Origin of the sequence: Pseudomonas sp. BJa5 (genome assembly GCF_030272875.2) — a bacterium.
Lineage (GTDB): Bacteria > Pseudomonadota > Gammaproteobacteria > Pseudomonadales > Pseudomonadaceae > Aquipseudomonas.
Genome location: NZ_JALRNG020000002.1, coordinates 66,996 through 92,058, shown reverse-complemented (window position 1 = coordinate 92,058; position 25,063 = coordinate 66,996). Strand labels below are relative to the sequence as shown.

24 protein-coding genes are annotated in these 25,063 nt (G+C 62.6%); 13 read left to right on the top strand and 11 right to left on the bottom strand.

The annotated features are described in order from the left end of the window. Positions 1 to 4: 4 nt before the first annotated feature. Positions 5 to 910 (bottom strand): LysR family transcriptional regulator, encoded by a 906-nt coding sequence (locus tag M2D63_RS01600; protein ID WP_285860985.1) that lies wholly within the window; start codon positions 908 to 910, stop codon positions 5 to 7. Between the two features lie 84 nt (positions 911 to 994). Continuing rightward, the gene (locus M2D63_RS01595; protein WP_285860984.1) at positions 995 to 1,489 is read right to left on the bottom strand and encodes an HIT family protein; all 495 of its coding nucleotides are present in this window, start codon (positions 1,487 to 1,489) and stop codon (positions 995 to 997) included. A gap of 234 nt (positions 1,490 to 1,723) precedes the next feature. On the opposite strand from M2D63_RS01595, the gene M2D63_RS01590 reads away from it, so the two are divergent. Together M2D63_RS01590 and M2D63_RS01585 are read left to right on the top strand one after the other, a co-directional pair. After that, complete coding sequence (locus M2D63_RS01590) at positions 1,724 to 2,104, top strand: hypothetical protein (protein ID WP_285860982.1); 381 nt, start codon at positions 1,724 to 1,726, stop codon at positions 2,102 to 2,104. Positions 2,105 to 2,115: 11 nt separating this feature from the next. Continuing rightward, entirely contained in the window at positions 2,116 to 2,343 is a 228-nt protein-coding gene (locus M2D63_RS01585; RefSeq protein ID WP_285860981.1) for a YMGG-like glycine zipper-containing protein, read from the top strand. 29 nt (positions 2,344 to 2,372) lie between these two features. Here M2D63_RS01585 and M2D63_RS01580 read toward each other — a convergent pair whose 3' ends face one another. Beyond that, entirely contained in the window at positions 2,373 to 3,701 is a 1,329-nt protein-coding gene (locus M2D63_RS01580; protein WP_285860980.1) for a tetratricopeptide repeat protein, read from the bottom strand. Positions 3,702 to 3,828: 127 nt separating this feature from the next. Then, entirely contained in the window at positions 3,829 to 4,647 is an 819-nt protein-coding gene (locus M2D63_RS01575) for a helix-turn-helix domain-containing protein (RefSeq protein ID WP_285860979.1), read from the bottom strand. Between the two features lie 108 nt (positions 4,648 to 4,755). Between M2D63_RS01575 and M2D63_RS01570 the strand changes: the two genes are divergently transcribed. Then, a complete protein-coding gene (locus tag M2D63_RS01570) occupies positions 4,756 to 5,070 on the top strand; it encodes a DUF2834 domain-containing protein (RefSeq protein WP_285860978.1) in 315 nt (104 codons plus the stop codon). Beyond that, on the top strand, positions 5,067 to 5,534 hold the full coding sequence (locus M2D63_RS01565; protein ID WP_285860977.1) for an MAPEG family protein: 468 nt from the start codon (positions 5,067 to 5,069) through the stop codon (positions 5,532 to 5,534). Before M2D63_RS01570 ends, M2D63_RS01565 begins: the two co-directional genes overlap by 4 nt. Here the strand turns inward: M2D63_RS01565 and M2D63_RS01560 are convergent. Then, positions 5,515 to 6,177 carry a hypothetical protein gene (locus tag M2D63_RS01560; protein WP_285860976.1) on the bottom strand — a complete coding sequence of 221 codons (663 nt, stop codon included), beginning with the start codon at positions 6,175 to 6,177 and terminating at the stop codon, positions 5,515 to 5,517. The genes M2D63_RS01565 and M2D63_RS01560 overlap by 20 nt on opposite strands. A gap of 216 nt (positions 6,178 to 6,393) precedes the next feature. Between M2D63_RS01560 and cax the strand changes: the two genes are divergently transcribed. Both cax and M2D63_RS01550 read left to right on the top strand, forming a co-directional pair. Beyond that, positions 6,394 to 7,467 carry a calcium/proton exchanger gene (cax, locus tag M2D63_RS01555; protein WP_285860975.1) on the top strand — a complete coding sequence of 358 codons (1,074 nt, stop codon included), beginning with the start codon at positions 6,394 to 6,396 and terminating at the stop codon, positions 7,465 to 7,467. Positions 7,468 to 7,492: 25 nt separating this feature from the next. After that, a complete protein-coding gene (locus M2D63_RS01550; protein ID WP_285860974.1) occupies positions 7,493 to 9,238 on the top strand; it encodes a SulP family inorganic anion transporter in 1,746 nt (581 codons plus the stop codon). A gap of 34 nt (positions 9,239 to 9,272) precedes the next feature. Here M2D63_RS01550 and M2D63_RS01545 read toward each other — a convergent pair whose 3' ends face one another. From M2D63_RS01545 to M2D63_RS01530, 4 genes are all read right to left on the bottom strand, one after another. Further along, entirely contained in the window at positions 9,273 to 10,046 is a 774-nt protein-coding gene (locus M2D63_RS01545; protein ID WP_285860973.1) for a ParA family protein, read from the bottom strand. A gap of 107 nt (positions 10,047 to 10,153) precedes the next feature. Continuing rightward, positions 10,154 to 13,342: an SEL1-like repeat protein gene (locus M2D63_RS01540; protein WP_285860972.1), complete on the bottom strand. Its 3,189-nt coding sequence runs from the start codon at positions 13,340 to 13,342 to the stop codon at positions 10,154 to 10,156. Positions 13,343 to 13,362: 20 nt separating this feature from the next. Continuing rightward, positions 13,363 to 13,827, bottom strand: a complete 465-nt coding sequence (locus tag M2D63_RS01535; protein ID WP_285860971.1) for a glycine zipper domain-containing protein — start codon at positions 13,825 to 13,827, stop codon at positions 13,363 to 13,365. A gap of 299 nt (positions 13,828 to 14,126) precedes the next feature. Then, on the bottom strand, positions 14,127 to 14,633 hold the full coding sequence (locus tag M2D63_RS01530; RefSeq protein WP_285860970.1) for a DUF3015 domain-containing protein: 507 nt from the start codon (positions 14,631 to 14,633) through the stop codon (positions 14,127 to 14,129). Between the two features lie 327 nt (positions 14,634 to 14,960). Between M2D63_RS01530 and M2D63_RS01525 the strand changes: the two genes are divergently transcribed. Next, positions 14,961 to 16,052, top strand: a complete 1,092-nt coding sequence (locus tag M2D63_RS01525; protein ID WP_285860969.1) for a DUF3616 domain-containing protein — start codon at positions 14,961 to 14,963, stop codon at positions 16,050 to 16,052. Between the two features lie 166 nt (positions 16,053 to 16,218). Then, complete coding sequence (locus M2D63_RS01520; RefSeq protein WP_285860968.1) at positions 16,219 to 16,692, top strand: hypothetical protein; 474 nt, start codon at positions 16,219 to 16,221, stop codon at positions 16,690 to 16,692. A 261-nt stretch (positions 16,693 to 16,953) separates the two neighbouring features. Here the strand turns inward: M2D63_RS01520 and M2D63_RS01515 are convergent, their stop codons facing one another. Further along, positions 16,954 to 17,457 (bottom strand): GNAT family N-acetyltransferase, encoded by a 504-nt coding sequence (locus M2D63_RS01515; RefSeq protein ID WP_285860967.1) that lies wholly within the window; start codon positions 17,455 to 17,457, stop codon positions 16,954 to 16,956. 147 nt (positions 17,458 to 17,604) lie between these two features. On the opposite strand from M2D63_RS01515, the gene M2D63_RS01510 reads away from it, so the two are divergent. The 5 genes from M2D63_RS01510 (at position 17,605) to osmE (ending at position 23,314) form a co-directional block, all read left to right on the top strand. Beyond that, positions 17,605 to 18,507 (top strand): LysR family transcriptional regulator, encoded by a 903-nt coding sequence (locus M2D63_RS01510; RefSeq protein WP_285860966.1) that lies wholly within the window; start codon positions 17,605 to 17,607, stop codon positions 18,505 to 18,507. A 174-nt stretch (positions 18,508 to 18,681) separates the two neighbouring features. After that, on the top strand, positions 18,682 to 19,875 hold the full coding sequence (locus M2D63_RS01505; protein ID WP_285860965.1) for a RidA family protein: 1,194 nt from the start codon (positions 18,682 to 18,684) through the stop codon (positions 19,873 to 19,875). Further along, positions 19,872 to 21,008, top strand: coding sequence for a M20 family metallopeptidase (locus M2D63_RS01500; protein ID WP_285860964.1), 1,137 nt, complete (start codon positions 19,872 to 19,874; stop codon positions 21,006 to 21,008). Before M2D63_RS01505 ends, M2D63_RS01500 begins: the two co-directional genes overlap by 4 nt. A 102-nt stretch (positions 21,009 to 21,110) precedes the next feature. Continuing rightward, on the top strand, positions 21,111 to 22,745 hold the full coding sequence (locus M2D63_RS01495; protein WP_285860963.1) for a BCCT family transporter: 1,635 nt from the start codon (positions 21,111 to 21,113) through the stop codon (positions 22,743 to 22,745). A gap of 200 nt (positions 22,746 to 22,945) precedes the next feature. Then, positions 22,946 to 23,314, top strand: coding sequence for an osmotically-inducible lipoprotein OsmE (gene osmE / locus M2D63_RS01490; RefSeq protein ID WP_285860962.1), 369 nt, complete (start codon positions 22,946 to 22,948; stop codon positions 23,312 to 23,314). Between the two features lie 26 nt (positions 23,315 to 23,340). Here the strand turns inward: osmE and M2D63_RS01485 are convergent, their stop codons facing one another. Continuing rightward, complete coding sequence (locus M2D63_RS01485; protein ID WP_285860961.1) at positions 23,341 to 24,915, bottom strand: winged helix-turn-helix domain-containing protein; 1,575 nt, start codon at positions 24,913 to 24,915, stop codon at positions 23,341 to 23,343. Positions 24,916 to 25,063: the final 148 nt, after the last annotated feature.

The following is a 25,063-nucleotide window of genomic DNA, read 5'->3' as shown; positions in this document are numbered from 1 at the left end:
AGCACTAGTCGTCCGCCAGGGCGTGCTCGGTCAGCAAGTCTTCAATGAAGGCGCTGACCGCCTCGCTCTGGGGGCGGCCAAGGGGGGTGATCATGCTGTGCGGTACTTCATAACGCAGCGTATCGGCATGCAGCGCCCGCATCTGGCCGCCGTTCAACCAGGGCTGGGCATAATGGGTGGGCAAGTACCCCAGGTGCGTGCCGGCCAGCACCGCGTGTACCACCGCTTCCATGTGGTGGGCGGTAGCCGAGACTCGACGCGGCGTGATCGGTAGCACCTGGTCGACTGGCAGGAAGCCATGCTTGATCCAGTCACTGGCCTGGAGCGCCGCAAGCTCCGGCTCGGCAACCTCGAACAACGGATGCCGGCTCCCGCAAAAAACGCCCACTTCCTCCACATACAGCGGCTGGTACGCCAGGGTCGGCAGTGGCCGGCTGAAATAGGAAATCGCCAGGTCGAGCTGCCCATCGATCACCGCCAGCTCAAGCTCAGTGGGTGAGTTGACGAAGATGTGCAGGTGCATGTCGTGGTCGCGCTGGTAGAACCGCGCGATGGCCGCATCGATGCGGGCGGCCGGCAAGGTGGCAATGTTATCGGCCAGGCCCAGGTACAGATCGCCGACCAGTCGACCGGACAGGTCCTGTGCCTGGTCGCGAAAGACATCGACCGCGTCGAACAAGGCATTGGCGGCCTGGAGAATCCGCTCGCCTTTTTCCGTCAGGCGGAAACCACCCTTGCCGCGCTCGCAGATCCGGTAGCCGAGGCGTTTCTCCAGGCCCGAGATATGCGTGCTGATATTGGACTGGCTCATGTTCAGCTCCGCCTGGGCAGCGGTGAAGCCCCCGCATTTCACCACGGCGGAGAAAATGCGCAGCAGGCGTAGATCCATGTCTGCAACAGTTCTAAGCACAAGATCTCCCGGACAGAAATGGAGGAAAGTAGCCACTGGCGGATTTGACGATGGCAGGCATTGAATGACACTCCATCCTTTGCGTCAAACCGAAGCCGGACTCAATGCAGTACGCAGGGCCGCAATAACCTGATCGACAGAGGGGCCTTGCACCGGTGGCGGCTCAGGGCGTTCACAAAACTCGCGCCACACAAACAGCATCAGCTCTGCGCCATCTGTTTGCGCCAGCGCACTGTCGATCGAGCCGAAGGTTTGCAGCAACCTGTACCTTTCGTCTTCCCAGAACAAAGCTTCGACCCAGGCATACACCGGGATGAAGTGGAAGTGTATGGCGTAGCCTGCACCATGCCCGAAGCGGCCGATATACAAGCGTTTGGGCTGTAGCTGATCGTCGATGGCTTTCTGTATTCGCGCTTGCAACACCCCCAGCTCCGCTTGCGCTTCGATCGGTAGCGCTGCCAGGGAGTGGGTCATCTGCTTTGCACTGAGCATCAGGTAGCCCGGCAACGCACTGTCCATGCGGTGATTGAGAACCCAGTATCTGGATTCATGGATGATCAAGCGCGGCGGTATGTCCATGGGGCTGCCTTGAGTGGGTCCGGCGCAGGGTAGCATTGCACCAGGCCGATGTCCGCTTTTGGCTGTGGACTCAACCGGTCGTCGCGACGGTTCCCGTCAGCGCCAAAAACATCGCGGCCTTCACTCGGGAATCTAAACTTGTCTGTAGGCCCGGGGTTACCGGCTGATGATGGAAGCGCGAGACAACCTGACAAGCTGCACGTGTCGAGCTTCAACCTGGCGAGGAGGAAGGCGATGAGCGCATTGCGATTGGGCACGTTGGTGTTGGCGGCCTGGGTGAGCCTGATGACGGCTTCGGGTATTGCCCGCGCCGAAGGGGTTGCCCTGATCACCGGCGAGCAATGGATGCAGTCGTCGGAGCAGCTCAAGAAGGTCTATCTCATCGGCATCGCCAATGCCTACGAGGTGGAGTCGGCCTACCATGAGGCCAAGCCGCCGAGCGACGAGCACAGCCTGATTCCACGTTTCGGCCGGGGCTTGAAGGGCCAGACGCTCGATACCGTGCGCGAAGGGCTCAACCAATGGTACGCCGCCCATCCTGACCAGGCGAAACGACCCGTCATCGAGACCCTCTGGTTCGAGATGGTCGTGCCCGGCCTGAAGCAGAACAAGTAGCGGAGGTGAAGATGAACAGGTCCCTATTGCTGGCCGCAGCCCTCACCGTGGCGAGCGTGATTGGCTGCACCTCGATGTCCGCCCAGCAGCAAGGGACGGTCAGCGGTGCCGCCATCGGTGCTGCAGCGGGCGCCGGCATTGCCGCGATCTCCGGCGGCAGTGGATGGACGGGTGCCGCGATCGGCGCCGTCGCTGGCGGGGTTGCCGGCAACATCAGAGGCAGCAGGCAGCAGAAATAGACGGGGCCGATCGAACTCGCTCCACCTGCTTATTGCTGCAATTGACCTGCGCGCTTGTGCCAGTTGCGGTTGATCGGGCTCTCTGGCTTCAATGCGAGGCGCTCGGCAACCAGCGCCTCGGCGAGCGCGCGGTTGCCCAGGCGAAGGGCAGCTTCGGTCAGCGTCCAGGAGAAGACATCACGCTGCGCATGACTGCCGCCGAAGCGGTTGGCCTTGGCGCGCAGCGGCATCAACGAGGCGATGGCCTGGGCGTAGTCCCCACGACCGAACGCCACCAGCCCTTCGCAGGCGGGCACACCGATCTCTCGACTCATCATGGCATTGGTGCCTATGCCAGCTGCAGCCCGCCTCAGGGTATCCAGCTGCTGAACCTGTGCGTGGCTGTTTCCGGCCCCCACGAACGAGAGCATCGCATTGACGTCGTTAAAGGCGTAGAGGCCGTCTTCACAACGGGATTGCCATTTTTCCGCCAGCCCGTGCCAGCGCTCGCCGACGTCATGACCGAGCAGGGAGAGTCGCCAGAGCAGCGCCGATCCATCCAGCAGCTCAAGTGCCTGGCCAAAACCGCCCGCTGAAATGTCCTCATCGAAAAGACGAAGCGCGCCCGCCAGGTCATTGGCCTCTATCAGGAACAGCGCCTGGTGCCACCACAAATGGAAGGCAAACATGCTATTGGGCGCCCAGGCACTGGCGCTGGATGACAGGTACCGGGCCCCCTCCTCGCTGCGGCCCTGCATTTCCATGACATGGGTGACGGCATGCACGGCCCAGCCATCCTGCGGGTTCAAGGCAACCGCCTCGCGCCCCTGCGCTTCGGCCTGGCGGTAATCCCCAGCCTCCTCCAGGCCGAAGGCATACATCCCTTTGACAAAGCCAAAACCGGGAATCTCTTTGTCCCAGTGCGGCATCACCCGCGCCACGCGATCGCGCAGCATGTGCGAGTAACCCAGGTAGAAGTCGCCCAGGTGGGCGAATTGCAGTGCCAGCAGATCGCGCGGATGCTCGATCGAAACACGCCCCCAGGTCTCGATCGCACGCTCCCAGTCGCCGTCGAACCAGGCGCGTACGGCATGGATATGCTGGCGCTCGCGATCATTGGCGGTGGCTGCCAGGCACTCAGCCGCGTCCAGGCTTTTGTGCAGCTCTGCGTCAAACGCCCTGTCGGTCGCCGTCGCAATCGCGCCGGCCCGAAAAGCATGGGCCAAGGCAAAATCCGGGTGCCGGGCGATGATGGCGTCAGCCGCCGCCAGCGGATCGGCCTGGTAGGCATGCAGCAAGTCGCAGGCGCTGTCCAGCGCATCGATCGCCTCCTGCGAGCCATAGGAAACAGGATTGCCACGCTTGTCGCGCTTGCTCATGGTTGGCTCCTGACTGCGCCCCAGGGACAGACATGATCGAGAGGAGAAGATCGCCCTCGATTGTCCCTCCGAATGTGGCCCGCCGACACTTTTCCGACGAAACGGTTTGGCCCGCCAGGGCCCTGGCTCAATTACGCCCGACCGACCACGCGTTGTACGCCGTTGTCATGATGTGCCAGGTTGCACGATCGGCCGGGATCAGGTGCTCGATGCGCAGCGACTCGACGGTGATGTCGAGCGGCATGCCGAACGTGGTAAAGGTGGACAGGAACTTCAGCTCGCCGAGCCTTGAGCGTAAACGGGTCAGTACCACGGGTGCGGGTGCCTGATTCAGCGGCAAGGCCGGCGTGACCGGCAGATCCCGCATCAGGCGAGCGAGTTCCGGGCTCCTCACCGCTTCCCTGGCCGCGCGTTGCCAGGCGATTGCGCGTATTTCATCCGCGTTTACCAGATGATCGCCCAGACCTCCAGGGCGCAGCAGCGTGTCCAGCAGGTTCAGGCCCGCCAGGCGGTCGGCGTCGATGCCGACCATATCCAGCAGCAGGCCTGTGCTGGCATTGGCGGCGATGACATTCCAGTTGCCGGCGATGACCAGGGCGGGAGCCGGGTTGTTGGCCTGCAACAGGTGCCCTACCGCCTCATGCACCATGTTCATCGCCGGATGGTCGGGGGCAGATGCAACATAGCGTGGCGCAAAGCCCGCCGCGAGAAAGATGTCGTTGCACTGTTCCAGGGGTACGTCCAGGGCCGACAGCAGGGCGTGCAAGGTGCTTGGGCTGGCCTTGGCGCGCGCCGTTTCCACACAGCTCAGGTGACGCTGGGAGACACCGGCCAGCAAGGCCAGCTCCAATTGGCTGAGCCCTGCCTGGCGACGCAGCCGGCGCAGATGCTCTCCGGCAGATACGCTGGCAGCCGGGCTCGTTGAATGAAAAGGCTTATGGCTCATGCTTCGACTCTGACGGTCCGTGTGAGAGGCGTCCATGACCTGTGAGGTCATTGAGACATCAGCGACTCTATCACTACTGTGCCTGGACCCTTTACCCAGGAGAGGATGATGAGCGCCCACAATGCCGCGTGGTTGGTCTTGATGGCCTTCGCACTCTATACCGGCTGGACGATGGCGATAGCCGAGCAGTCGCTCGTTGCCTTCGGCATTCGGCTGATGTCCCGGCCCGATACCGCACAAGTGGTGATCGATCTGTATTTGATGGCGGCCCTTGCCGGTATCTGGATGGTAAACGACACCCGATCACGAGGCGGCACGCTACGTGGCGTGGTGCCCTACCTGCTGGTTACGGCAGTGTTCGTTTCAGCGGGGCCCCTGTTGTATATCGCGGTCAAGGGCGTTGCGAGGGGGCGCAGGGTATGAGCAGTGTCATGTCAGCCTACGCCCTCTGCGTCGTAGCGCTATTCCTGAAAATGCTGGCGATTTCTTGTTACCAGGGCTACTACCGCCTGCGCTTCACTGCCTTCATCAATCCGGAAGACGCCGCCGTATTCAAGCGATCAGTCCATGCCGCAGAACGGCCAGAAGTCGTCCGGGCCATGCAGGCCTGGAGGAACGATCTGGAGAACATCCCGATGTTTATCGCGCTGGGCGGGCTGGCCATCGCCCTCGATGCCCCTGCCGGCATGACCCTCTGGCTTAGCGGCTTGTTTACTGCCGCGAGGTTTCTGCACACCGCTACTTACCTGGCAAGCCTGCAGCCCTGGAGAACCGTCAGCTATCTGGTCGGCATTTTCTGCCTGATAGGGCTGGCTACGATGGTCACCGTGGAGGTGATCGAGGCAGCGTCGCTAGCGGCCTTGCAAATCACCCCCCCAGCGCAATGATCCCGAGCATCAGGGCTGCACCAATGATCGCCAACGCCAATCCCGACAACCAGGGATTGCCACCGGAGTGGCGAGCCAACAGCCAGCCGGCGGCAAACAGCAGCACCAGGGCCACCAGGTTGGAGGCGCGAATGGCCAGGAAGTTGTCGCTGGTCAGCAAGAACGGGATCACAACCGGGAAGGTTGCCACCACGACCAACAGGAAAACGCCCAGGGCGCCGAGGAAATCGGTGCCCCCCAAGCGCGGGCGAACCGGCCCGTCGCGACTGTCGACCAGACGTTGGCGCAAATCCTCCAGGACCTCCCCGCTCGCTACTGCAGCGATGCGCGGCGGCAGTGCATCGGCGATCAGCCCCCGCCCCTGCTCTGCGCTGGCCTCTTTTCGCAGGAAGATCATGAAATTGCGGTGGCGCGTCCGTTCGGTCCAGGTATGCAGCAAGTAGATGACCGCGTCGGCCAGCCCCCAGGCCAGGTTGCAACCGAGGGCAGCGAGCATCATGGTCCGCACGTCTTCACGGCCAGCCGTCGCAGCGCTCAAGGTGCCCACGAACGTCATCGCCATGAGCAAGCCGAAGATCACCTCGGTCACCCGGTCGACAGGGTCGAGAATTCGATTGGGTTTGTTCTCGTTGGGCTTGGCCATCCCACCCTCGCGGCATCTGCTCATATGAAAGTCCGCCCTTGCCTGGCAAGCACAAGGGCCTGGTGATTTTAACATTGCACGCTGCTTCAGCAGTATGGACGCAAGGCGCCGGCTCACCACCCCGGGTACAGCATCCTCGCCGTCCAGCGCATCCAGCATTCCTTACTAAACTTGCGTCTGCGTGGCTCAATTCCCATCAGCGCAAGGGGCACCGTGATGCTCAACTGGATGCTGGTCTTCGTGCCCATCGCAATTGTGCTTGAGTTCGTCTCGCCAGAGCGCCACCTGTTGGTGTTCCTGGCCGCCGCGTTGGCGATCGTCCCCCTGGCAGGATGGCTCGGCCGGGCGACGGAGCAACTGGCAGAGCGCTCCGGAGAAGGCGTGGGCGGGCTGCTCAATGCCACCTTTGGCAATGCCACCGAGCTGATCATCGCCCTCAGCGCGATGCGCGCCGGCCTGCATGATGTGGTGAAAGCGTCGGTTGCCGGCTCGATTGTCGGCAATATCCTGCTGGTCCTGGGGGCGGCCATGCTTGCCGGCGGCCTGCGTCACCGCGAGCAACTGTTCAACGCGTCTGCCGCGCGCTCTCAAGCCACCCTGCTGACACTGGCGGCCATCGCCCTGATTCTTCCGGCCGCCTACAACGCCGTGGTCGCCCCCCGCGTGCCCCATGGCCTGCAGGCACTGAGCTTGTACATTTCACTGGTTTTGCTGCTGGTCTACGGGCTGTTCCTGGTGTATTCGCTGATCACCCACAAGAATCTTTTCGCCGGCGACCCGGGTGCGGTGCATGACCCGCACCAGGCGCCCGACTGGTCGACAGGCAAGGCGTTGCTGGTACTGGCCGCCGCGACAGTCATGATCGCCTGGATCAGTGAGATTCTGGTGGCGGCCATCGAACCCAGCGCCCGCCAGCTTGGCCTGAGCAACCTGTTTGTCGGGGTGTTCATTGTCGCGATACTGGGCAACGCAGCGGAGCATTCATCGGCGATTTCGGCGGCCATGAAGAACCGCATGGACCTCTCGCTCGCCATCGCCATCGGCTCCAGTGTCCAGGTGGCCCTGTTCGTGGCCCCCGTCCTGGTCCTGGCCAGTTACCTCATCAGTGCCACCCCCATGGACCTCGCGTTCTCCAGCGGGCTGGTGCTGAGCATGCTGCTGGCAGTACTGATCACCGGACAAGTGGCCGGCGATGGCCGCTCGGACTGGCTCAAGGGCGTGCAGCTGCTCGCCGTCTACCTGATCCTCGGCCTCGCCTACTTCTTCACTCCGGATGTCACGGTTTCCTGATTCCACCCACTCACAGGTACGCTGCATGAACGAAATCCAACCCGACGAACCCGGCAGCCAGCCCCCTGCCCCAGCTGGCTGGTTGCGCTGGCTGCCGGGCGTGCGGATGCTGCGAACGTACCAACCCGGCTGGCTGCCGAAGGATCTGGTCGCCGGGCTGGTATTGACCACCATGCTGGTGCCGGTCGGTATCGCCTATGCAGAGGCGTCGGGTGTGCCGGGCATCTACGGCCTGTATGCCACCATCGTGCCATTGCTGGCCTATGCCCTGTTCGGCCCCAGCCGGATCCTGGTGCTCGGCCCGGACTCCGCCCTGGCGGCGATCATCCTTGCCGTGGTGCTGCCGCTCTCGGGCGGCGACCCGCTGCGCGCCATTACCCTGGCCAGCGCCATGGCGCTGGTGTCAGGGCTGGTGTGCATCGGTGCCGGGCTGTTGCGCCTGGGTTTCATCACCGAGCTGCTGTCCAAACCCATTCGCTACGGCTACATGAATGGCATTGCCCTGACCGTACTGATCAGCCAGACGCCCAAGTTGTTCGGCATTTCCATCGACAGCAACGGCCCGCTACGGGACACCCTGGGGCTCGGCAAGGCGCTGCTGGACGGCCAGGCCAATTGGGTCGCCTTTGCCGTGGGCGCCGGTACCCTGGTGACGATCCTGGTGCTTAAACGCTTCAAGCGTTTGCCCGACATGCTCATTGCCGTAGTGGCCGCGACTTTGGTAACCGGCAGCCTCGACCTTGCCGCCAACCATGGCGTCAAGGTGCTGGGCTCGTTGCCGCAGGGGCTGCCGGGTTTCGCTGTGCCCTGGCTGCACGCGAGTGACCTGGTCACCGTCCTGATCGGCGGATGTGCCGTGGCCCTGGTTTCGTTTGCCGACACCAGCGTGCTGTCGCGTACCTACGCGGCCAAGACCCGAAGCCAGGTCGACCCCAACCAGGAAATGGTCGGGCTGGGCGCCGCCAACCTCGCAACGGCGCTGTTCCAGGGTTTTCCCATCAGCAGTAGTTCGTCGCGCACCCCGGTCGCCGAAGCCGCAGGCTCCAGAACGCAGCTCACCGGGGTGTTCGGCGCGTTGGGCGTGGCCGTGCTCCTGCTGCTGGCCCCCGACCTGCTCAAGCACCTGCCCAACAGTGCGCTGGCCGCGGTGGTCATCGCGGCCGCCATCGGCCTGTTCGAATTCAAGGACCTCAAGCGCATCTACCGCATCCAGCGCTGGGAGTTCTGGCTGTCGATCACCTGTTTCGTCGGCGTGGCCGTGCTCGGTGCCGTACCAGGCATTGGCCTTGCCGTGGTGGTGGCGGTGATCGAGTTTCTCTGGGACGGCTGGCGCCCGCATTACGCGGTGCTCGGTCGCGTCGACGGTATTCGCGGTTACCACGACATCAGCCGCTACCCCCACGCGCGCCTGGTACCGGGCCTGGTGCTGTTCCGCTGGGATGCGCCGCTGTTCTTTGCCAACGCCGAGCTGTTCCAGAACTGCATCCAGCAAGCGCTTGCCCAATCACCCACGCCGGTACGCCGGGTGGTGGTTGCGGCGGAGCCGGTCACCAGTGTCGATGTGACCTCGGCTGACATGCTGATCGAACTGGACCAGTCATTGCGCGCCACGAATATCGAGTTGCGTTTCGCCGAGATGAAGGATCCAGTCAAGGACAAACTGCTGCGCCTGGAAGTCCTGGAGCATCTCGGCCATGACATCTTCCACCCGACGATCGGCGCCGCTGTCGATGCCTATCTGGAGGAACACTGTGTGGATTGGACGCCATAGCCTTCGCCCAGCGGCTCAGCGATCCGTTCCCGGTTCAGGCATGTTCTTCCAGCAGGTCGAACAGTTCCTCGAACTGGCGCGATAGCTTGTGGTGCGGGGCCAGATAGATCAGCGGTTTGCAGGCCTGGTGTGACTCACGCATTTTCACCGAACTCATCAGGTACACCGGCAGGATCGGCATGTTCTCGTCGAGCAGTTCATCGAGCAGCCGATGCGGCAGGGCATTGCGCACCTGGTACTGGTTGACGACGATGCCCTCCACCTCCAGCCGCACGTTATGGTCACCTTTGATTTCCTCGATTTCGCGCAGCACGGCGTAAAGCGCTTCGCGGGAAAAGCTGTCGCAATCAAAGGGGATCAAGCAGCGATCAGCGGCAATCAATGCGCAAATGCTGTAGAAGTTCAAGCCTGGCGGGGTATCGATGTAGATCCGCTCATAGTCCTCATCCAGGCTGTCCAGCAGCTTGCCGAGCTTATGGATCTTGCAGCGGGTTTCGAGCTTCGATTGCAACGCCTCCAGCTCCGACGAGGCCGAAATCAAGTGGAGGTTGTTGAAGGGCGTTTCGTGGATATGGATATGCGATTTTATCGAAGCCGGTCCCGGGAACAGCGTCTGCTTGAAGAAGTCGGCAATGCCGAGGGGCGCATCATCACCGCCCAGGCCTGTAAGGTAACGGGTGGCATTTGCATGGGCATCAAGATCCAGCAGTAGCGTGCGGTAACCCTCGAAGGCACTGATTGCCGCGAGGTTGCACGTGATGCTGGATTTACCGACGCCCCCCTTCTGGTTGAACACCACGCGCCTCATTGCCTATCCCAACGAGTACGAAGTAGTGGAAGTCTAGTCCTTCCTGGCTGACGGGCTGGCGCTGCCGTCGAGCGGTTTCTAAAGCCACAAGATCGGCCCCGGATCTGCTACATCTCGGCCAGTCTGCGCCGGGCCGCTTCCTTGCCTTGCTTCGCCGCCTGTCGATACCAGTACACCGCTTGCTGGTCGTTTTTGCTAACGCCTCTACCTGCCTCATAATAAAGTCCAAGTAAAAACTGCGCGTCGGCAAATCCTTGTTCAGCCGCCTTGCGGTACCACATGACGGCTTGCTGCTCGTCCTTGGAGACGCCACTACCGTTGGCGTACAGGGTCCCAAGCTTGGTCTGGGCGAGTGCATTGCCTTGCCCGGCGGCCTTGCGATACCAGTCCAACGCTTGCTGTTCGTCTTGCGTCACACCGCGGCCATGCAAGTACATGTTCCCCAGATTGACCTGCGCGCCGCTCTCGCCCTGATCGGCGGCCTTGCGGTACCAGGTGATTGCTTGCTGCTGATCTTTCGCGACGCCTCTGCCGTTATCGTAGACAACGCCCAGGTTGAACTGCGCGACGGCACTTCCTTGCTCGGCCGCCTTGCGGAACCAGGCCACCGCTTGCTGCTCATCCTTCGCGACGCCTTGGCCTTTCAAATACAACATCCCAAGATTGGTCTGCGCACTGCTCTCGCCTTGCTCGGCCGCCTTGCGGTACCACGCCGCCGCTTCACGTTGACTCCTGGCGACGCCATGGCCATCGCTGTACATTTTCCCCAGATAGAACTGCGCACCGGCATCCCCTCGTTCGGCAGCCTTGCGATACCAGATCGCCGCTTGCTGCGCATTCCTGGCAAGTCCTTCTCCTTTGGCATACATGGCCGCCAGCCTGGCCTGCCAATAGGCACTTCTTTGTTCAGCCGACTGGTTGTACCAGGCCGCTGCCTGCGTCAGATCCTTGGTCACACCTTCGCCGGTGGCGTACATGTCGCCCAAGGTCCATTGCGCGCCGGCATCACCTTGTTCGGCCGCCTTGCGATACCAAAACAACGCTTTTTGATGATCCTTCGTCAGGCCTTCGCCATAGGCGTACTTGCGCGCCAGCCTGGTCTGCCAGAAGGCAGACCGTTCGGCGGCCTTGCCGTACCAGGCTGCCGCTTGCTGCTCATCCTTGGCGACACCTTTGCCCTCGGCATACAGGTCACCCAGTTTCCACTGCGCGCTGAAAGCGCCTTGTTCTGCCGCCTTGTGGTACCAGGCCAACGCCTGCTGCCCATCCTGGGCGACACCTTTGCCCTCGGCATACAGGTCACCCAGTTTCGACTGGGCACTCAGATCGCCTTGTTCAGCCGCCTTGTGGTACCAGGCCAGTGCCTGCTGCTCATCCTTGTCGACACCCCTCCCCTCGGCATACATGTCCCCCAGCCTGGTCTGTGCCGTGGTATCGCCCTGGTCTGCCGCCTTGCGGTACCAGGCCAGCGCTTGCTGCTCATCCTTGACCACACCTCGACCCGCGGCATACCTGTCGGCCAGACGAAGCTGCCAGGTGACACCGCCTTGTTCTGCTGCCTTGTTGTACCAGGCCGCCGCTTGCTGCTCATCCTTCACCACGCCCCTACCCTTGGCGTACCTGTCCCCCATCGCGCTCTGCGCGTAGGCACCTCCTTGCTCAACCGCCTTCAAGTACCAGGCCACTGCTTGCTGCTCATCCTTCGCTACGCCATCACCCTCGGCATACATATCACCCAGCTTGAACTGCGCGATGGTGTTGCCTTGCTCTGCCGCCTTGCGGTACCAGGCCAGCGCCTGCTGCTGATCTTTCGCTACACCCTTGCCCTCGAGATACATGTCCCCCAGTTCGGATTGCGCATAGGTATCCCCCTGCTCCGCCGCCTTGCGATACCAAGCCACCGCTTGCTTCTCATCCTTGGCCACGCCCCGGCCCTCGGCGTACCTGTCCGCCAACCACTTCTGCCACAATGAATCGCCTTGTTCGACCGTCTTGAGGTACCAAACCAAGGCTTGTCGTTCATCCCTGGCCACGCCTCGGCCCTCGGCATACATATCTCCCAGCCTGTTCTGCGCGCTGTTGTTTCCTTGTTCGGCCGCCTTGCGGTACCAGGCCACCGCTTGTTGCTCATCCTTGGCCACGCCTTGGCCATTGGCGTACAGGTCTGCCAGGCCAATCTGCGCGCCGGCCTCTCCTTGCTCGGCCGCCTTGCGGTACCAAGCCACGGCTTGTTGCGCATCCTTGGCAACGCCACGGCCATTGACGTACATGCCGGCCAGGCTGGTCTGCGCGCCGGCATTGCCCTGCTCGGCCGCCTTGCGGTACCAGGCTACCGCTTGCTGCTCATCCTTTATGACCCCTTTGCCTTCGGCGTACAGGTCGCCCAGCTTCTTTTGCGCGCCAGGGTTATCTCGCTCAACCGCCTTCTGGTACCAACGCTCTGCCTGCTGCTCATCCTTGGGAACACCCCGGCCTTCGGCGTACATCACCCCCAGATTCAACTGCCCGGTGAAGTCCCCTTGCTCGGCCGCCTGGCGATACAAGGCCAGCGCTTGCTGCTCATCCTTGACCACGCTTGCGCCATAGGCGTACATATCCCCCAGGCTGTTCTGCGCGTCGGCATTGCCTTGCTCGGCTGCCTTGCGGTACCAGATCACTGTTTGTTGGACGTCCCTCGCGACGCCTCGCCCCCTGACGTACATTTGCCCCAACTCAAACTGCGCGCGGGCATCACCTGACTCAGCCACCTTGAGCAGCTTCGCAAACGCCGCCTTGTCAGCCTGGGCAATGCTTGCGTCATTCTGTGACGTCGAGTCGGAATCTGGTTTGGCAGGCGTTACCTTGCTTGTCCGTTCATTGGACGCTTCAGGCGATGAAGGGGAACCCTGAGTTGCCTGCGCGGCATTTGGCGTCTTGGCAGGTGCAGGCGCAGACACCACTTTGTTCGACGGCTCCACCTTGGCCAGTCTGGTCTCGACCATCACCCAGCCATTAGCCTTGCGCGCCGTTGCCTTGTACACCGGCTTGCCATTGACCAATGCCACGAGGCTGATGACCGATGCCTGTGGGCATTCCATCTGGGCGATCATCTGCGCCCAGCCCATCGCCTTGCGCGCGGCCGCGCCATCGCGCAAGTCGCTGGCCTGTCTGGCGGTCAGCGTCAACGGCAAGGTGCCCGCGCAATATTTTGCACCTGTATCAAGGCTCGCCTTCATGCCAGGGTATTTGGGCAGCGATAGTGTCTGCTGGCTGGCGACGGCCAGTTCACTGGCAAACCAGGGCAAAATCGCCAGCACCCAGCCCCTGCAGTGCGGGCTCATACCGCTTCCCAGCCATTGGGGCCTTTGCACAAGGTCACATCTTCGCTTTCATTGCGTCCATCGGGCAGCTCGACCGACTGCCTGACCGTACGGCAATTGCTGGCAGTGCTGGGTGTGCTGGCGGGGGTGGTCTTTACAGGCTCGGTGCGAATCGTGGTGCCGGTATCGGGGTTATGCACTTCCTGCGCCCGGCCACTCTCCGCGGTTTGAGTGGTGGCCGTGGCCATGCGCTGTTTGTCCTGGTCGTCGAGGTAGCGGCCCACGCCATAGCCAACCAGTGCGCCAACAGCGGCTCCGACGGCAATACCCGTTGTCTTGTTGGAACTCTTGGAAACCGCGGCACCGGTGATTGCGCCCAACGCACCGCCGACCACAGCCCCAATGCCTTGCTTATTGCCATTGGAACTGCATGCGCCAAGCACTACGCAGACAAGAACAATACTCAGGTATCGAATAGCCATGGCTACCTCCCCAGGTGCATTGGGCAAGAAAAAGCACGCAGTCAAATAACCGCGTGCGCGCTGAGCACCATTTCGAATGAGAGGACTGCCAGACCGGTACTGCGTTATTCACAGCGGGGCTCAGGTGCAGCCGCACATGGGGTGAGAATAGTAGATATTGCGCCACGACCAGGGTGCAGGGCGACCAGAGAAGCGCTGATATGAGATCACCGGCAGGAGGGAGATTCACGCTGGCAGAGGGCTTGGGTGTTGCGCCAAAGCCCTTCGAAAAGGACTTTGGCGATACACACCGCGGTTACTCAGCTTGGCTGTCTGACATAGCGCGCCAGTTGCTGGTCGCGGCTCATGACATCCAATGTGGCGGTCAAAACCTGCTCCCCAGTCACGTCGGGCGCCGAGAAAATGGTGGCGAAGTTATCCTGGGCGACTTTGGCAAAATGGGCGCGGTCGTCCTGCTCGATGCCCAGCAGGGTGGCATAGGCATCCAGGGCTTCGCCGTGGCCCTGGGCCATATCTTCGGCAACAGAATCGAGCATGCCATTCATGGCCAGCCACGAACGGCCACCGTAGCCCAGACGCACGCTGGAGTCGCAACCATTGGTACCCGACGTCAGACCGAACGTGGCGTTACCGGAGGTGCCGTTGGTGGTGGTAGCCAGCAAATGAGGGCCTAGCCCGCTTTTGCCGTCAAAGAGCATATTCCCCCAGCCGCATCCGCCTCCGCCGGCCTGTCCTGCGTGTGCCATCACGCCAGCCGTGCTGAGAATCCCGAAGATCAAGATTTTGCCGATCAGGTTTGTAGCCATATTGTGTATTCCTCGCAAATTGCTCGTTGGCTGACTCCGACGCGCGATGACTCGTACGACTGCTCGGCTGAACGACTCGCGAACTCGATTGAGGTGTAGGTGAAACGGCCGGGATTTTCAAACCTGAAATGAAAAACACCTCACGCGCATCGCCTCGAATCGATCACCCCATGGGCAGAAAAGTCCGGCCGGGCCATCCCCTGGTTATTCTCCCCTGCTCTATCGCCTGTGAAAAAACGTGCTAGCGAAGTAGCTTGATTGTGGTTGCGCAAACACTAGCCTCGACAACAGCGTGTTCGCTTTACCTCGTCAGGCGGGAGAGCGCCCATGAATGACCGAAGCAATTTCGTGCTACTGACCTTTGGCCGGGGATCGGCAGCGTTGCGCGAAGGCCTGTCGGTCGCCCAGCGCATTGGCGACACACTGTGGGTGGCCAACGACGAAACCACCAGCCTTGAGCGCCTGACCATCCAGCGTGCGGCACCCGGCGACGGGGTGATCTGCGATGAGCACCAATCCTTCCCGCTCATGGCGTACCTGGACCTGCCCCTGCCGGAGCCAGACGAAGAGATCGATATCGAGGGACTGGCCTATGACCCTGACCAAGGCTACCTCTGGGTGGTGGGCTCCCACAGCCTCAAGCGCAAGGAGGCCGAGGCCGACAAGCCTGCGCAGAAGAACATCAAGCGGCTATCGACGGTAGAAGCGGACGGCAATCGCTTCCTGTTGGCGCGTATTCCCGTGGTGCAGCAACACGACAGCCATGAGCTCGCCTGGGAAGTGGCTGGCGGTGAACGTACCCCGGCGCAGCTGCATGGCAACGCGCTGGGCAACGACCTGACCCGGGAAATTGCCCTGGATGATCAGCTGCGGGACTTTCTACGCATTCCGGGCAAGGACAACGGTTTCGATATCGAAGGGATGGCGGTCATCGGCTCGCGGCTGTTGTTGGGGTTGCGGGGGCCGGTGCTACGTGGCTGGACGGTGTTGTTGGAGATCGAGCCGGAGCTTGAGGCCGACTCTAGCGATACGTTGGTGTTGAAGAAGATCGGGCCGGAGGGGCGGCGTTATCGCAAGCACTTCTTCGAGCTCGATGGGCTGGGGGTGCGGGATTTGTGTGTCAGTGGTAAGGACCTGTTGATTCTGGCGGGGCCGACCATGGATCTGGATGGGCCGGTGAGGGTGTTTCGGTGGCGGGGTGGTTTTGCAGATGGTGAGGAACTTGTGGTTTTTTCGGAGCAGTTGGAGGCGGTGTTGGAGGTGCCTTTTGGGCACGGGGACGACCATGCGGAGGGGATGTGTTTGTTTGGGCGGGGTGAAGGTGGTGGGGAGGTTTTGTTGATTGTTTATGATGCCGCGGCGCAGAGTCGCAAGCGGGGTGAGCTGGGTGTGGAAGGGGATTTGTTTATTCTGAAATAGTCCTGCATCAGGAGAGATAATTCTGTCCCCTTCTGCTACTCGCCCCTCATCTTAATCCACCTGCAAAGAATGGGAGAAAGCTCCAAAGCGCGCACATTTTTTCACATAGATCGAATGCTCTATAATTTTCGTAAAAATGTGATCCAGCCTCGACGAGGGCAGCGTCATGTCCGAAAAGCGAACTTTGCTCGATGAGTGGATCTTTAAAGCAAAAAACCATCCCATTGTCGCTGCGACCTGTTTCGCAGCAGTTATTTTCGCAGGCGCAGCATCAATCGTTGGCAACATTTCAGACATCGTCGACAGCGATCTATACCGAAGGCTATTCGACGCCAAAGACACTCCCCCAGCAAAGAAAGAATTTAAAGAGAAATTCAGCATCGAAGAGTCTGAAACCTTCATCGGCGATCATTATGTATCCGTCAAGAATGGGGGAATTTACCTTGACCCCGACACTGACGAGTGGCAAATACTTAATATCGAAATTTCAATACCCGAAGGAGTACAGGCATATGCAGGCCTGAAAAAAGGAACTATTTTCAAAATAACAAGGACCGATTGCGACTGGCTAGAGGTCCTCATAAAAGATGTAAATGAACACACTATAAAAGGGACCATCAGCGGAAAATGTATAAGGTAATGAAATTGAGGAGAAAGGATTAACAGGCACATAGGGAATATTTATTCCCGGTTGACCGACCTGCGTGCAGTCGCCACCCATCGTTTGGTTGCGGTAGCAGCGGGACTATAGTGTTCCGGACATTCGGTTGCATCCGCAGAAGCCATCGCCGGCGCTGCCGGCTCCCACAGGGTCTCGGTGTACACAGCCCCCTGTGGGAGCTGGCGAAGCCTGCGATCGACTACGCAGCAGTCGCAACCGGGCACCTCGGTGACGACAGATTCAAATGTGTTCAGCATCCAGGGTTTTCGCCATTTCAGCAGTAGCCGCCCAGCCCAATGCCTCATACACCGGCCTGCCCACCTCGGTCGCATGGAGCACCGCATAGCCGATGCCCCGTCGGGCAAACTCGGCATCCGCCAGGTTCATCAGCGCCGAGGCCAGCCCCCGGCGCCGGTAGGCAGGGTCGACGAAAACATTGAGCACATAACCACGCTGATCCTGGGTCGGGTGCGACGGGTGCGGCGGCCAGTCGATGCTCATCAGGCCGATCGCCGCCACCGGCTGGCCCGCGTCCATCAGGGCGAAGCCGTAGTAGCGCTCGTCACTCAGGCGCTGCTGCAGCCAGGGGCGAAAGTGTTCGCTCATAAGCTGCAGTTGCGCCGGGTCACCTCCGGCTTCGAGGAACATGGCTTCGCGCTGGGCGCAGATCATCGGATGGTCGGCCAGGGACAGCCGGCGCGGCGTCAGACCGCCGAAGTCGAGGGTGCCAGGGATTGCGGTCATGGCCTGTTCCTGAGTAGGAGGTTTCGATGCTAGGGCCTGTGGGTGGCGAGCGTTAGATACAGATCATGGGCAAATGCGCCATACAGGGGCTGGAGAGCATCCGGCCTGCCGTGTTACATAACAGCGCGGCTATCGGGAGCGACGTCGATGCGGATACAGGATGCGGATCTGAAGTCACTGCGAATTTTCGAGACGGTGGTGCAATGCGGCGGCTTTTCCGCAGCGCAGTCGGCGCTCAACACCAGTGTCTCGGCCATCAGCGAGCAGATGAGCCTGCTGGAAACCCGCCTCGGTGTCCGCTTGTGCGAACGGGGTCGTTCGGGGTTCCGCCTCACCGATGAAGGCGCGGTGCTGTACGAGGCGGCGCAGCGTATGCTGGCGGCCGTCGAGACCTTCGCCATGGAGGCCGCCACGCTGCGCGAGCAGTTGAGTGGGGTGCTGCGCGTCGGGGTGATCGACGCCACCCTCACCGACCCGGGCAGCCCGCTGACCCTGGCCATTCGCCGCTTCGGCGAGATGGCGCCGCAGGTGCATCTGCAGATTCATATCGACACCCCCAGCGCCCTGGAGCAACGGGTGATGGATGGCCGCCTGCATCTGGCGGTCGGGCCGTTTCCCTCGCGCCTGCCGGGGCTGGACTATACGGCGCTGTACAAGGAAACCCACGGGCTGTTCTGCTCACGCAGCAATCCACTGTTCGCCCGGGATGACGCCAGTATCACGCCGCTGTTGCTGAGCCAGGCACGGGTCGCCGCACGGACCTTTCTCGGGCGCTTCGACCTCGACCAGTTGCAGGCCGAGCGGGCCGCCGGCAGCGTCGATAACGTCGAGGCGCGGGCGATGATGATCGTCTCCGGCCAGTACATCGGATTCCTGCCGCTGCACTATGCCCAGCCCTGGGTCGACAAGGCCGAGCTGCGCAGGCTGTGCGCGGATCAGTACGCGCCCGAACTGGATTTCCACATCATCCGCCATCGCACCGCCAGAGCGCCACGCACGGTCGTGGCCTTCCACCAGCAGTTGCTCGACTGCGCAGGTCGCCAGGACTGACGGCACAGAACGGTTCAGCTTGCTTCGCCATTTGCCGAAGTCAACTTCATGATCCGGCTATTCTTCCGAAGTATCGGCTTCACTAGAGTCTGGGGAGAGACAAACAAGCCAACCTGACGATTGCCCTGCAGGCCCGACGATGTGCGGGCCCGGACGGGCAACGGGAGCAACGCCATGTCCGACCTCGCCTCTGGGATCCCCCTCCCCTCGCCTGTGCAACCCTTCCGTTATCGCCGACTCGGCCAGCAGGTCTTCGTCGGCGGCGTGCTGCCGGTCGATGCGGTCGGCACGCTGATCGGTGCCGATGACATCGAAGCGCAGACCCACGCGGTCTTTCGCAACCTGCAGGCGGCGCTGGCCGCTGCCGGTTTGCAGATGGCCGATCTGGTCCGCCTCAATACCTATTACGTCTACGAGGGCGAGGAAGCCCAGGCCACGGTGTTCTGGGAGAAGATGACCCGGGTGCGCCTGCTGTACTTCCCCGACCCCGGCCCCGCCGCCACGGCGGTGCGTGTGCAGGGTACCGGCGTGCGCGGTGCGCTGATCCAGCTGGAAGCCGAGGCGCTGGCGGTGCCCGCTCTGCAGCGGCAACGAATCATGCCGGAAAAGAGCTGGGACTGGAGCATCCCGGTGCCCTTGTCCCAGGGCTGGCGAGCGGGCAGCCAGGTGTGGGTCGGAGGCCAGGTCAGCGCCGATCGCGCCGGCAAGGCGATCAACCTGGGCGACCTGCCCGGCCAGACCCGCAACGTGCTGGAGCATATCCGCCATGTGCTGCTGGATGCCGGGGCGCAGTTCAGCGACCTGACCCAGCTCAAGGTCTGCTACCTGCACGACGGTGACGACGAAGCCGCCGAAGCCCGCCTGCAGGAGATCCTGGGCGTGGTCCGTACCACCTGCGGCGAACCGCTGCCACCGGTCACGGCCTTTGGCGTCAACCTGCTCTATGAAGGCCTGCTGCTGGAGATCGACGCCACCGCCCAGGTCGAGGTTCGCCACCCGCAGGCCACGGCCGAAGGCGGCAATCGCAACTGGACGGCTGGGGTGCAGGTGCAACGCGCAGGTTCAATCATCCAGGTGGCCGGCCAGAGCGTTGCAGCCCAAGGCTTCGAGCAGGCCTGCAGCGAGGTGCTGCAGCGCCTTGTCGCACTGTTGCGCGCTGTTGGCGCCGGCCCCGGGGCACTCGCCCATCTGCATGTGCTGGTCGCGGCCGATGACGCGCCGGAACGGGCGATGGCGCTGTTCACCCGCGCCTTGCACATGTGCTGTGGCGAGGACTTGCCGCCCTTCACCCTGGTCAGGGTCAACGGGTTGCCGGGTGGCGCACCGCTGCAGGTCGATGCCATCGCAGTGGAGGCCAGGCCAGCATGAGCCCATTGGACCAGGCGATCGAACTGACCCGTAGCCTGTTGCGCTACGACACCACCAACCCACCCGGCAATGAACAGCCGTGCGCCGAGTTCCTGGCCGGGCTGCTGGCGGACGCGGGCTTCACCACCACCCTGCACCAACTGGCACCGGGACGTGCCAGCCTGGTGGCCTACCTGGGCAACGGCCAGGGCCGGCCACTGTGCTTCACCGGGCACCTGGATACCGTGCCGCTCGGCCAGGCGCCCTGGTCCACCGACCCGTTCGCCGGCGAGATCCGCGATGGCCGTTTGTACGGCCGTGGCAGCAGCGACATGAAGGCCGGCGTCGCGACCTTCATCACCGCGGCGCTGCAGGAACGCCGCCTGATCGCCGACGCCCCGGGGGTGGTGCTGGTGCTGACCGCCAGTGAAGAAACCGGCTGCCAGGGCGCCGCCGCCCTGCTGCGTGACGGTGTGGACCAGCACAATGCCGGGGCAATCATCGTCGGCGAGATGACCGCCAACTATCCGCTGATCGGCCACAAGGGCGCGCTCTGGCTCAAGCTCGGCGCCCGTGGCAAGAGTGCCCACGGCTCGATGCCCGAGCGTGGCGACAACGCGCTGTACAAGGTCGCCCGCGCCCTGGGCAAGATCGAGCGCTATCAGGTACCGGCGCCGCAGCACCCGGTGCTGGGCGGCACCAGCATCAGTGCCGGCACCTTACACGCAGGCTCCAGCATCAACGTGGTGCCGGACCTGGCCGAGCTGTGCGTGGATATCCGCAGCCTGCCCGGCATGTGCCACGCCACCACCCGCGACACCCTGCTGGCCGAACTGCAACCCGATATCTGCGAGGCCCAGGCAGTGCTCGACCTGCCGGCGGTATTCACCGCGATCGACGCCCCGTGGATCGCAGCGGTCTATGGCATTACCGAGGAAGTAACCGGCATACGTCCCGAACCCCGTGGCGCCAGCTACTTCACCGATGCCTGCGCGCTGCAACACGCCCACCCGGGTGTGCCCATCGTGATTCTCGGGCCGGGTACCCCACACATGGCGCACCAGACCGACGAGTACTGCGAGATCGCCCGCATCGACGAGGCCCTGCGCCTGTATCGACGGCTGATCAGCCATTGGTGTACGCCCACCACCTGAGGTCACGGCTCCTGCACTTCTATGACTGTTCCAGTCGGCTGCCCTGCGCCTGGAACAAGGCAGACAACAAGATCAATACAGCCAGAAATAGACAGGTATCCCATGAAAATTTCCGCAAAAGCGAACCCGGCCACGCCGGATGCCCCACCGGTCCGGGCCAGCAAGGACTACCTGCTGATCATCGTCAGCGTGGTCGCCATCTTCCTCACCGTCTTTGCCCTGGCGGCCTTCCCGGCACGCTCCGAGCAAGTGGCCGGCCAGTTGTTCCAGAGCGCCACCGACCTGCTGACCGCGCCGGTGCTGGTGATCTTCCTGGCCTTCGTCGTCGGCTCGCTGTTCATCATTTTCAGCAAGTACGGCAACATTCGCCTGGGCAGCGGCAAGCCGGAGTTCAAGACGCTGCCGTGGATCTTCATGTTCATCTGCGCCGGGCTCAGTTCGGCGACCCTCTACTGGGGCCTGGTGGAGTGGGCCTTCTACTACAACGCCCCCGGGCTGAACATTGCGGCCCGCAGCCCCGAGGCGCTGGACATGAGCATCGCCTACGCCTTCTTCCACTGGGGCTTCGGCACCTGGGCCTGCTACGCGGTGGGCGGCATGGCCATGGCCTACTACTACCACGTGCGCAAGCACGACAAGCTGAGCCTGGCCGGCATCATCGAGGCGGTGACGGGCCTGAAGGCCAGCGGCCCGGTCGGCCGGCTGATCGATATCCTCTTCCTGATCGGCACCTTCGGTGGGCTGACGGTGACCATGGTGGTGACCACCCAGACCTTCTCCAACGCCCTGTCCAACCTCACCGGCCTGCCCAACACCTTCATGATGCAGGCAGGCATCGTGCTGCTGATCACCAGTATCTTTTCCCTGAGCTCCTACATCGGCCTGGAAGGCGGCATGCAGCGCCTGGCCAGCATGGTCTGCTGGGGCGCGCTGTTCTGCGCCCTGGCGGTGCTGGTGGTAGGGCCGACGGGGTTCATCGTCAAGAACACGGTCAACGGCGTGGGCCTGATGTTCTCCAACTTCCTGCACATGAGCCTGTTCACCGACCCGGCCGGTGACGGTGAATTCACCCGCAACTGGACGGTGTTCTACTGGTTCTGGGCGATTTCCTACACCCCGGCGGTGTCGATCTTCGTCGCCCGCGTGTCCCGTGGCCGTACCTTGAAGGAAGTCGCCGCAGCACTGTTGCTCGGCGGCAGCGTCAGTTGCTGGGCGATCTTCGGCTGCCTGAGCGGCTATGGCATCGAGCAACTGCTCAAGGGCACCCTGGACGTGCCGGCCGTGGTCGCCAGCCAAGGTGGCGAAGTGGCGATTACCCAACTGCTCAACGGCTTCCCGATGTCGGCGCTGGCCACTGCGTTCTACCTGTTCGTGATGGTCATTTTCCTGGCCTCCCACGTCGATGCCTCGGCCTACACCGTGGCGGCCGCCACCACCCGCAACCTGCCGGAAGGCCGCGATCCTTCACCGTTCCTGCGCCTGTTCTGGTGCGTGATGCTGGCCCTGGTGCCGCTGACCATGATCGCCAACCACCTGTCGCTGAAGACAGTGAAGACCTCGGTCATCCTCACCTCGATTCCGTTCTTCTTCCTGTTGGTGGTGATGGCCGTCGGGTTTGTCCGCTGGCTGTACCGTGATTACCGTCACCGCAGTGCGCAGGAGATCGAGGCCGAGTCGCGGCATTACGAGGAACAGGCCCTGCCAGCGCCAACGTGGAAGGATGAAGTGGTCGTCTGAAGATCTAACCTGTGGGAGCGGCGGTGCGGCGACCCGATTTGCCCCGCGATTGCGATTTGCCTGTCAGATCGAGATCGCGGGGCAAGTCGAGTCGTCGCACCGCCGCTCCCACAGACTCCACTCGTCGTCGCAGCCGTCCATCATCCCCGTTCGTGCAAGACTGGAGCTCTCCTGTTCATGTCCACACCCGGAGAGCGGCCATGACAAAGCTGTGTTCTGTACTGTTCGTGGCACTGACGACGATCACAGGTTGTATCGGCAATCCCTCGACCTATCGCGACGAGCCGCTGGTGGCGAAAGTCGAAATCGGCATGAGCAAGGGTCAGGTGCTCGCAATCGCCGGACCACCCGTCATGACCACGACACGCAAGGAATACCCGGGCACGTGCAACGACTATCTGTTCACCGACAAAGGCGAGCGCCAGCCTTACTTCGTCAGCTTCGACGCTAACGACAAAGTCGATCACAAGGACTTTCGAACCTGCGCCTTTCTTGAGCAGGAACAACAAAACGCCAAGATACCCTTCTACATGGACCCCGAGTATGGCAAATCCACTTCTGGCCGGTGAACAGGCAAAGGCCACCTGCCGGCCCGTCACGACTCGGGTAAACCCGCCTGGCGCAGGCCTTCGGCGAAGCGCGCCAGGTCCTCGGCCCGCTGGATCGGCAGCCACTGCTTGAGGTTGGCGATGCACAAGCCGGGGTCCATGGTCCGCAAGCGCTGCAGGGTCTGTTGCGCCTTGTCCAGCTGCCCGCCCAGGGCATAACTGGCAGCCAGTACGGCGGTTGCCGGCATCAGGCTGGGCAGGTTGCCCAGGGCTTTTTCCGCCCAGGCGGCGGCGGTGTCGAAGCGTCCGGCGAAGAAGTTCGACAGGGCCATGCCCACCTGCATGCGGAACATTTCCGGGTCCAGCGGGCTCAGGCGTACGGCATGGCTGAGGTTGTCGATGGCCGCCTCGGTTTCGCCACGCAGGGCGCGCAGGATGCCGCCCAGGAACCAGGCCGGAGCCAGGTTGGGGTTGAGCAGGCGGGCACGGTCGAGCAAGGCGATGCCGCTATCGACATCGCCTACCAGGTGAGCCAGGGCATGCCCGCCACGGGTCAGCGCCACGGCATCGTCGCGGCCCAGTTCCACCGCCAGCCGCGCCAGGCGCGCGCCTTCGGCGGTCTCCACGGGACGGTCGCGCATCCAGCCGTTGATCTTGCGCCAGAAGTAGCACCAGGCAGCCATGCCGTAGGCCGAGGCATACTCGGGGTCGAGTTCGATGGCCTTGTAGAACAGTGCCAGCGCCTCGTCGATGGCAGCAAAGGTGCCCTGGTGCAGTTTTGCCGTGCCGCGCAGGTAGTAGTCGTAGGCGTCCAGGCTGTCGGTGGGTTTGCGCTTGGCCCGCTCGATCTCGGCCCGCTCCAGCTGCGGGGCGATGGCACCGACCACGCTTTCGGCGATGCGGTCCTGCAGGTCGAAGATGTCGTCGAGCTCGCCTTCGAAGCGCTCCGCCCAGAGGTGCGTGCCGCGGCTGGCGTCGATCAGCTGGCCGGTGATGCGCACCTTGTTGCCGCTCTTGCGCACGCTGCCTTCGAGCACGTAGCGCACGCCCAGCTCCTGGCCCACGCCTTGCACGTCCACCGCCCTGCCCTTGTAGGTGAAGCTGGAGTTGCGGGCGATGACGAACAGCCAGCGGATGCGCGACAAGGCGGTGATGATGTCTTCGACGATGCCGTCGGCGAAGTACTCCTGCCCGGCATCGCCGCTGAGATTCTGGAATGGCAGGACGGTGATCGACGGCTTGTCGGGCAGCACCAGCGCAGCGGCTGCCGGCTTGGGCTCGACGACCTGCGCTGCGGCGGCCCCGGCCGGTTCGCTGTCGCTGATCTGGCCGACAAAACGGTAACCCTTGCGCGCCACCGTGCGCACCAGGCGCTGTTCCTCGCCGGTGTCACCCACGGCCTTGCGCACGGCGTTGATGTGGCTGGTGACGGTCGACTCGGAAACGATCCGGCCGCTCCACACCGCATCGAGCAGTTCGTCCTTGCTGACCACCCGCTCACGCTGCTCGACCAGTAGCAGCAACAGGTCGAACACCTGCGGCCCGATGGCCACGACCTGGCCGCGCCAGGTCAATTCCCGGCGTTCCTGGTCGAGCAGGTAGTCTTCAAAGGCGTATGGCAACGGCAGTGTCCCCTGGATGCGACTGGCAATTATTCCGAACTGTTGATGATACGGCAGCTTTGGACGAAAAAGCAGGCGTGCGTGAAGGTAAACCCAAGGCCGCTGCAAGGACTTCGCGCCCGCACAAAGGCACTCTGAAGCTACCCCG

Coding starts and splice junctions, on each gene's coding strand:
- M2D63_RS01570 (WP_285860978.1), top strand. CDS start 4,756: ATGAGCGCCCACAATGCCGCGTGGTTGGTCTTGATGGCCTTCGCACTC.
- M2D63_RS01535 (WP_285860971.1), bottom strand. CDS start 13,827: ATGGCTATTCGATACCTGAGTATTGTTCTTGTCTGCGTAGTGCTTGGC.
- M2D63_RS01580 (WP_285860980.1), bottom strand. CDS start 3,701: ATGAGCAAGCGCGACAAGCGTGGCAATCCTGTTTCCTATGGCTCGCAG.
- M2D63_RS01500 (WP_285860964.1), top strand. CDS start 19,872: ATGAGCCCATTGGACCAGGCGATCGAACTGACCCGTAGCCTGTTGCGC.
- M2D63_RS01505 (WP_285860965.1), top strand. CDS start 18,682: ATGTCCGACCTCGCCTCTGGGATCCCCCTCCCCTCGCCTGTGCAACCC.
- M2D63_RS01595 (WP_285860984.1), bottom strand. CDS start 1,489: ATGGACATACCGCCGCGCTTGATCATCCATGAATCCAGATACTGGGTT.
- M2D63_RS01520 (WP_285860968.1), top strand. CDS start 16,219: ATGTCCGAAAAGCGAACTTTGCTCGATGAGTGGATCTTTAAAGCAAAA.
- M2D63_RS01565 (WP_285860977.1), top strand. CDS start 5,067: ATGAGCAGTGTCATGTCAGCCTACGCCCTCTGCGTCGTAGCGCTATTC.
- M2D63_RS01560 (WP_285860976.1), bottom strand. CDS start 6,177: ATGGCCAAGCCCAACGAGAACAAACCCAATCGAATTCTCGACCCTGTC.
- M2D63_RS01530 (WP_285860970.1), bottom strand. CDS start 14,633: ATGGCTACAAACCTGATCGGCAAAATCTTGATCTTCGGGATTCTCAGC.
- osmE (WP_285860962.1), top strand. CDS start 22,946: ATGACAAAGCTGTGTTCTGTACTGTTCGTGGCACTGACGACGATCACA.
- M2D63_RS01525 (WP_285860969.1), top strand. CDS start 14,961: ATGAATGACCGAAGCAATTTCGTGCTACTGACCTTTGGCCGGGGATCG.
- cax (WP_285860975.1), top strand. CDS start 6,394: ATGCTCAACTGGATGCTGGTCTTCGTGCCCATCGCAATTGTGCTTGAG.
- M2D63_RS01590 (WP_285860982.1), top strand. CDS start 1,724: ATGAGCGCATTGCGATTGGGCACGTTGGTGTTGGCGGCCTGGGTGAGC.
- M2D63_RS01585 (WP_285860981.1), top strand. CDS start 2,116: ATGAACAGGTCCCTATTGCTGGCCGCAGCCCTCACCGTGGCGAGCGTG.
- M2D63_RS01510 (WP_285860966.1), top strand. CDS start 17,605: ATGCGGATACAGGATGCGGATCTGAAGTCACTGCGAATTTTCGAGACG.
- M2D63_RS01545 (WP_285860973.1), bottom strand. CDS start 10,046: ATGAGGCGCGTGGTGTTCAACCAGAAGGGGGGCGTCGGTAAATCCAGC.
- M2D63_RS01575 (WP_285860979.1), bottom strand. CDS start 4,647: ATGAGCCATAAGCCTTTTCATTCAACGAGCCCGGCTGCCAGCGTATCT.
- M2D63_RS01550 (WP_285860974.1), top strand. CDS start 7,493: ATGAACGAAATCCAACCCGACGAACCCGGCAGCCAGCCCCCTGCCCCA.
- M2D63_RS01495 (WP_285860963.1), top strand. CDS start 21,111: ATGAAAATTTCCGCAAAAGCGAACCCGGCCACGCCGGATGCCCCACCG.
- M2D63_RS01515 (WP_285860967.1), bottom strand. CDS start 17,457: ATGACCGCAATCCCTGGCACCCTCGACTTCGGCGGTCTGACGCCGCGC.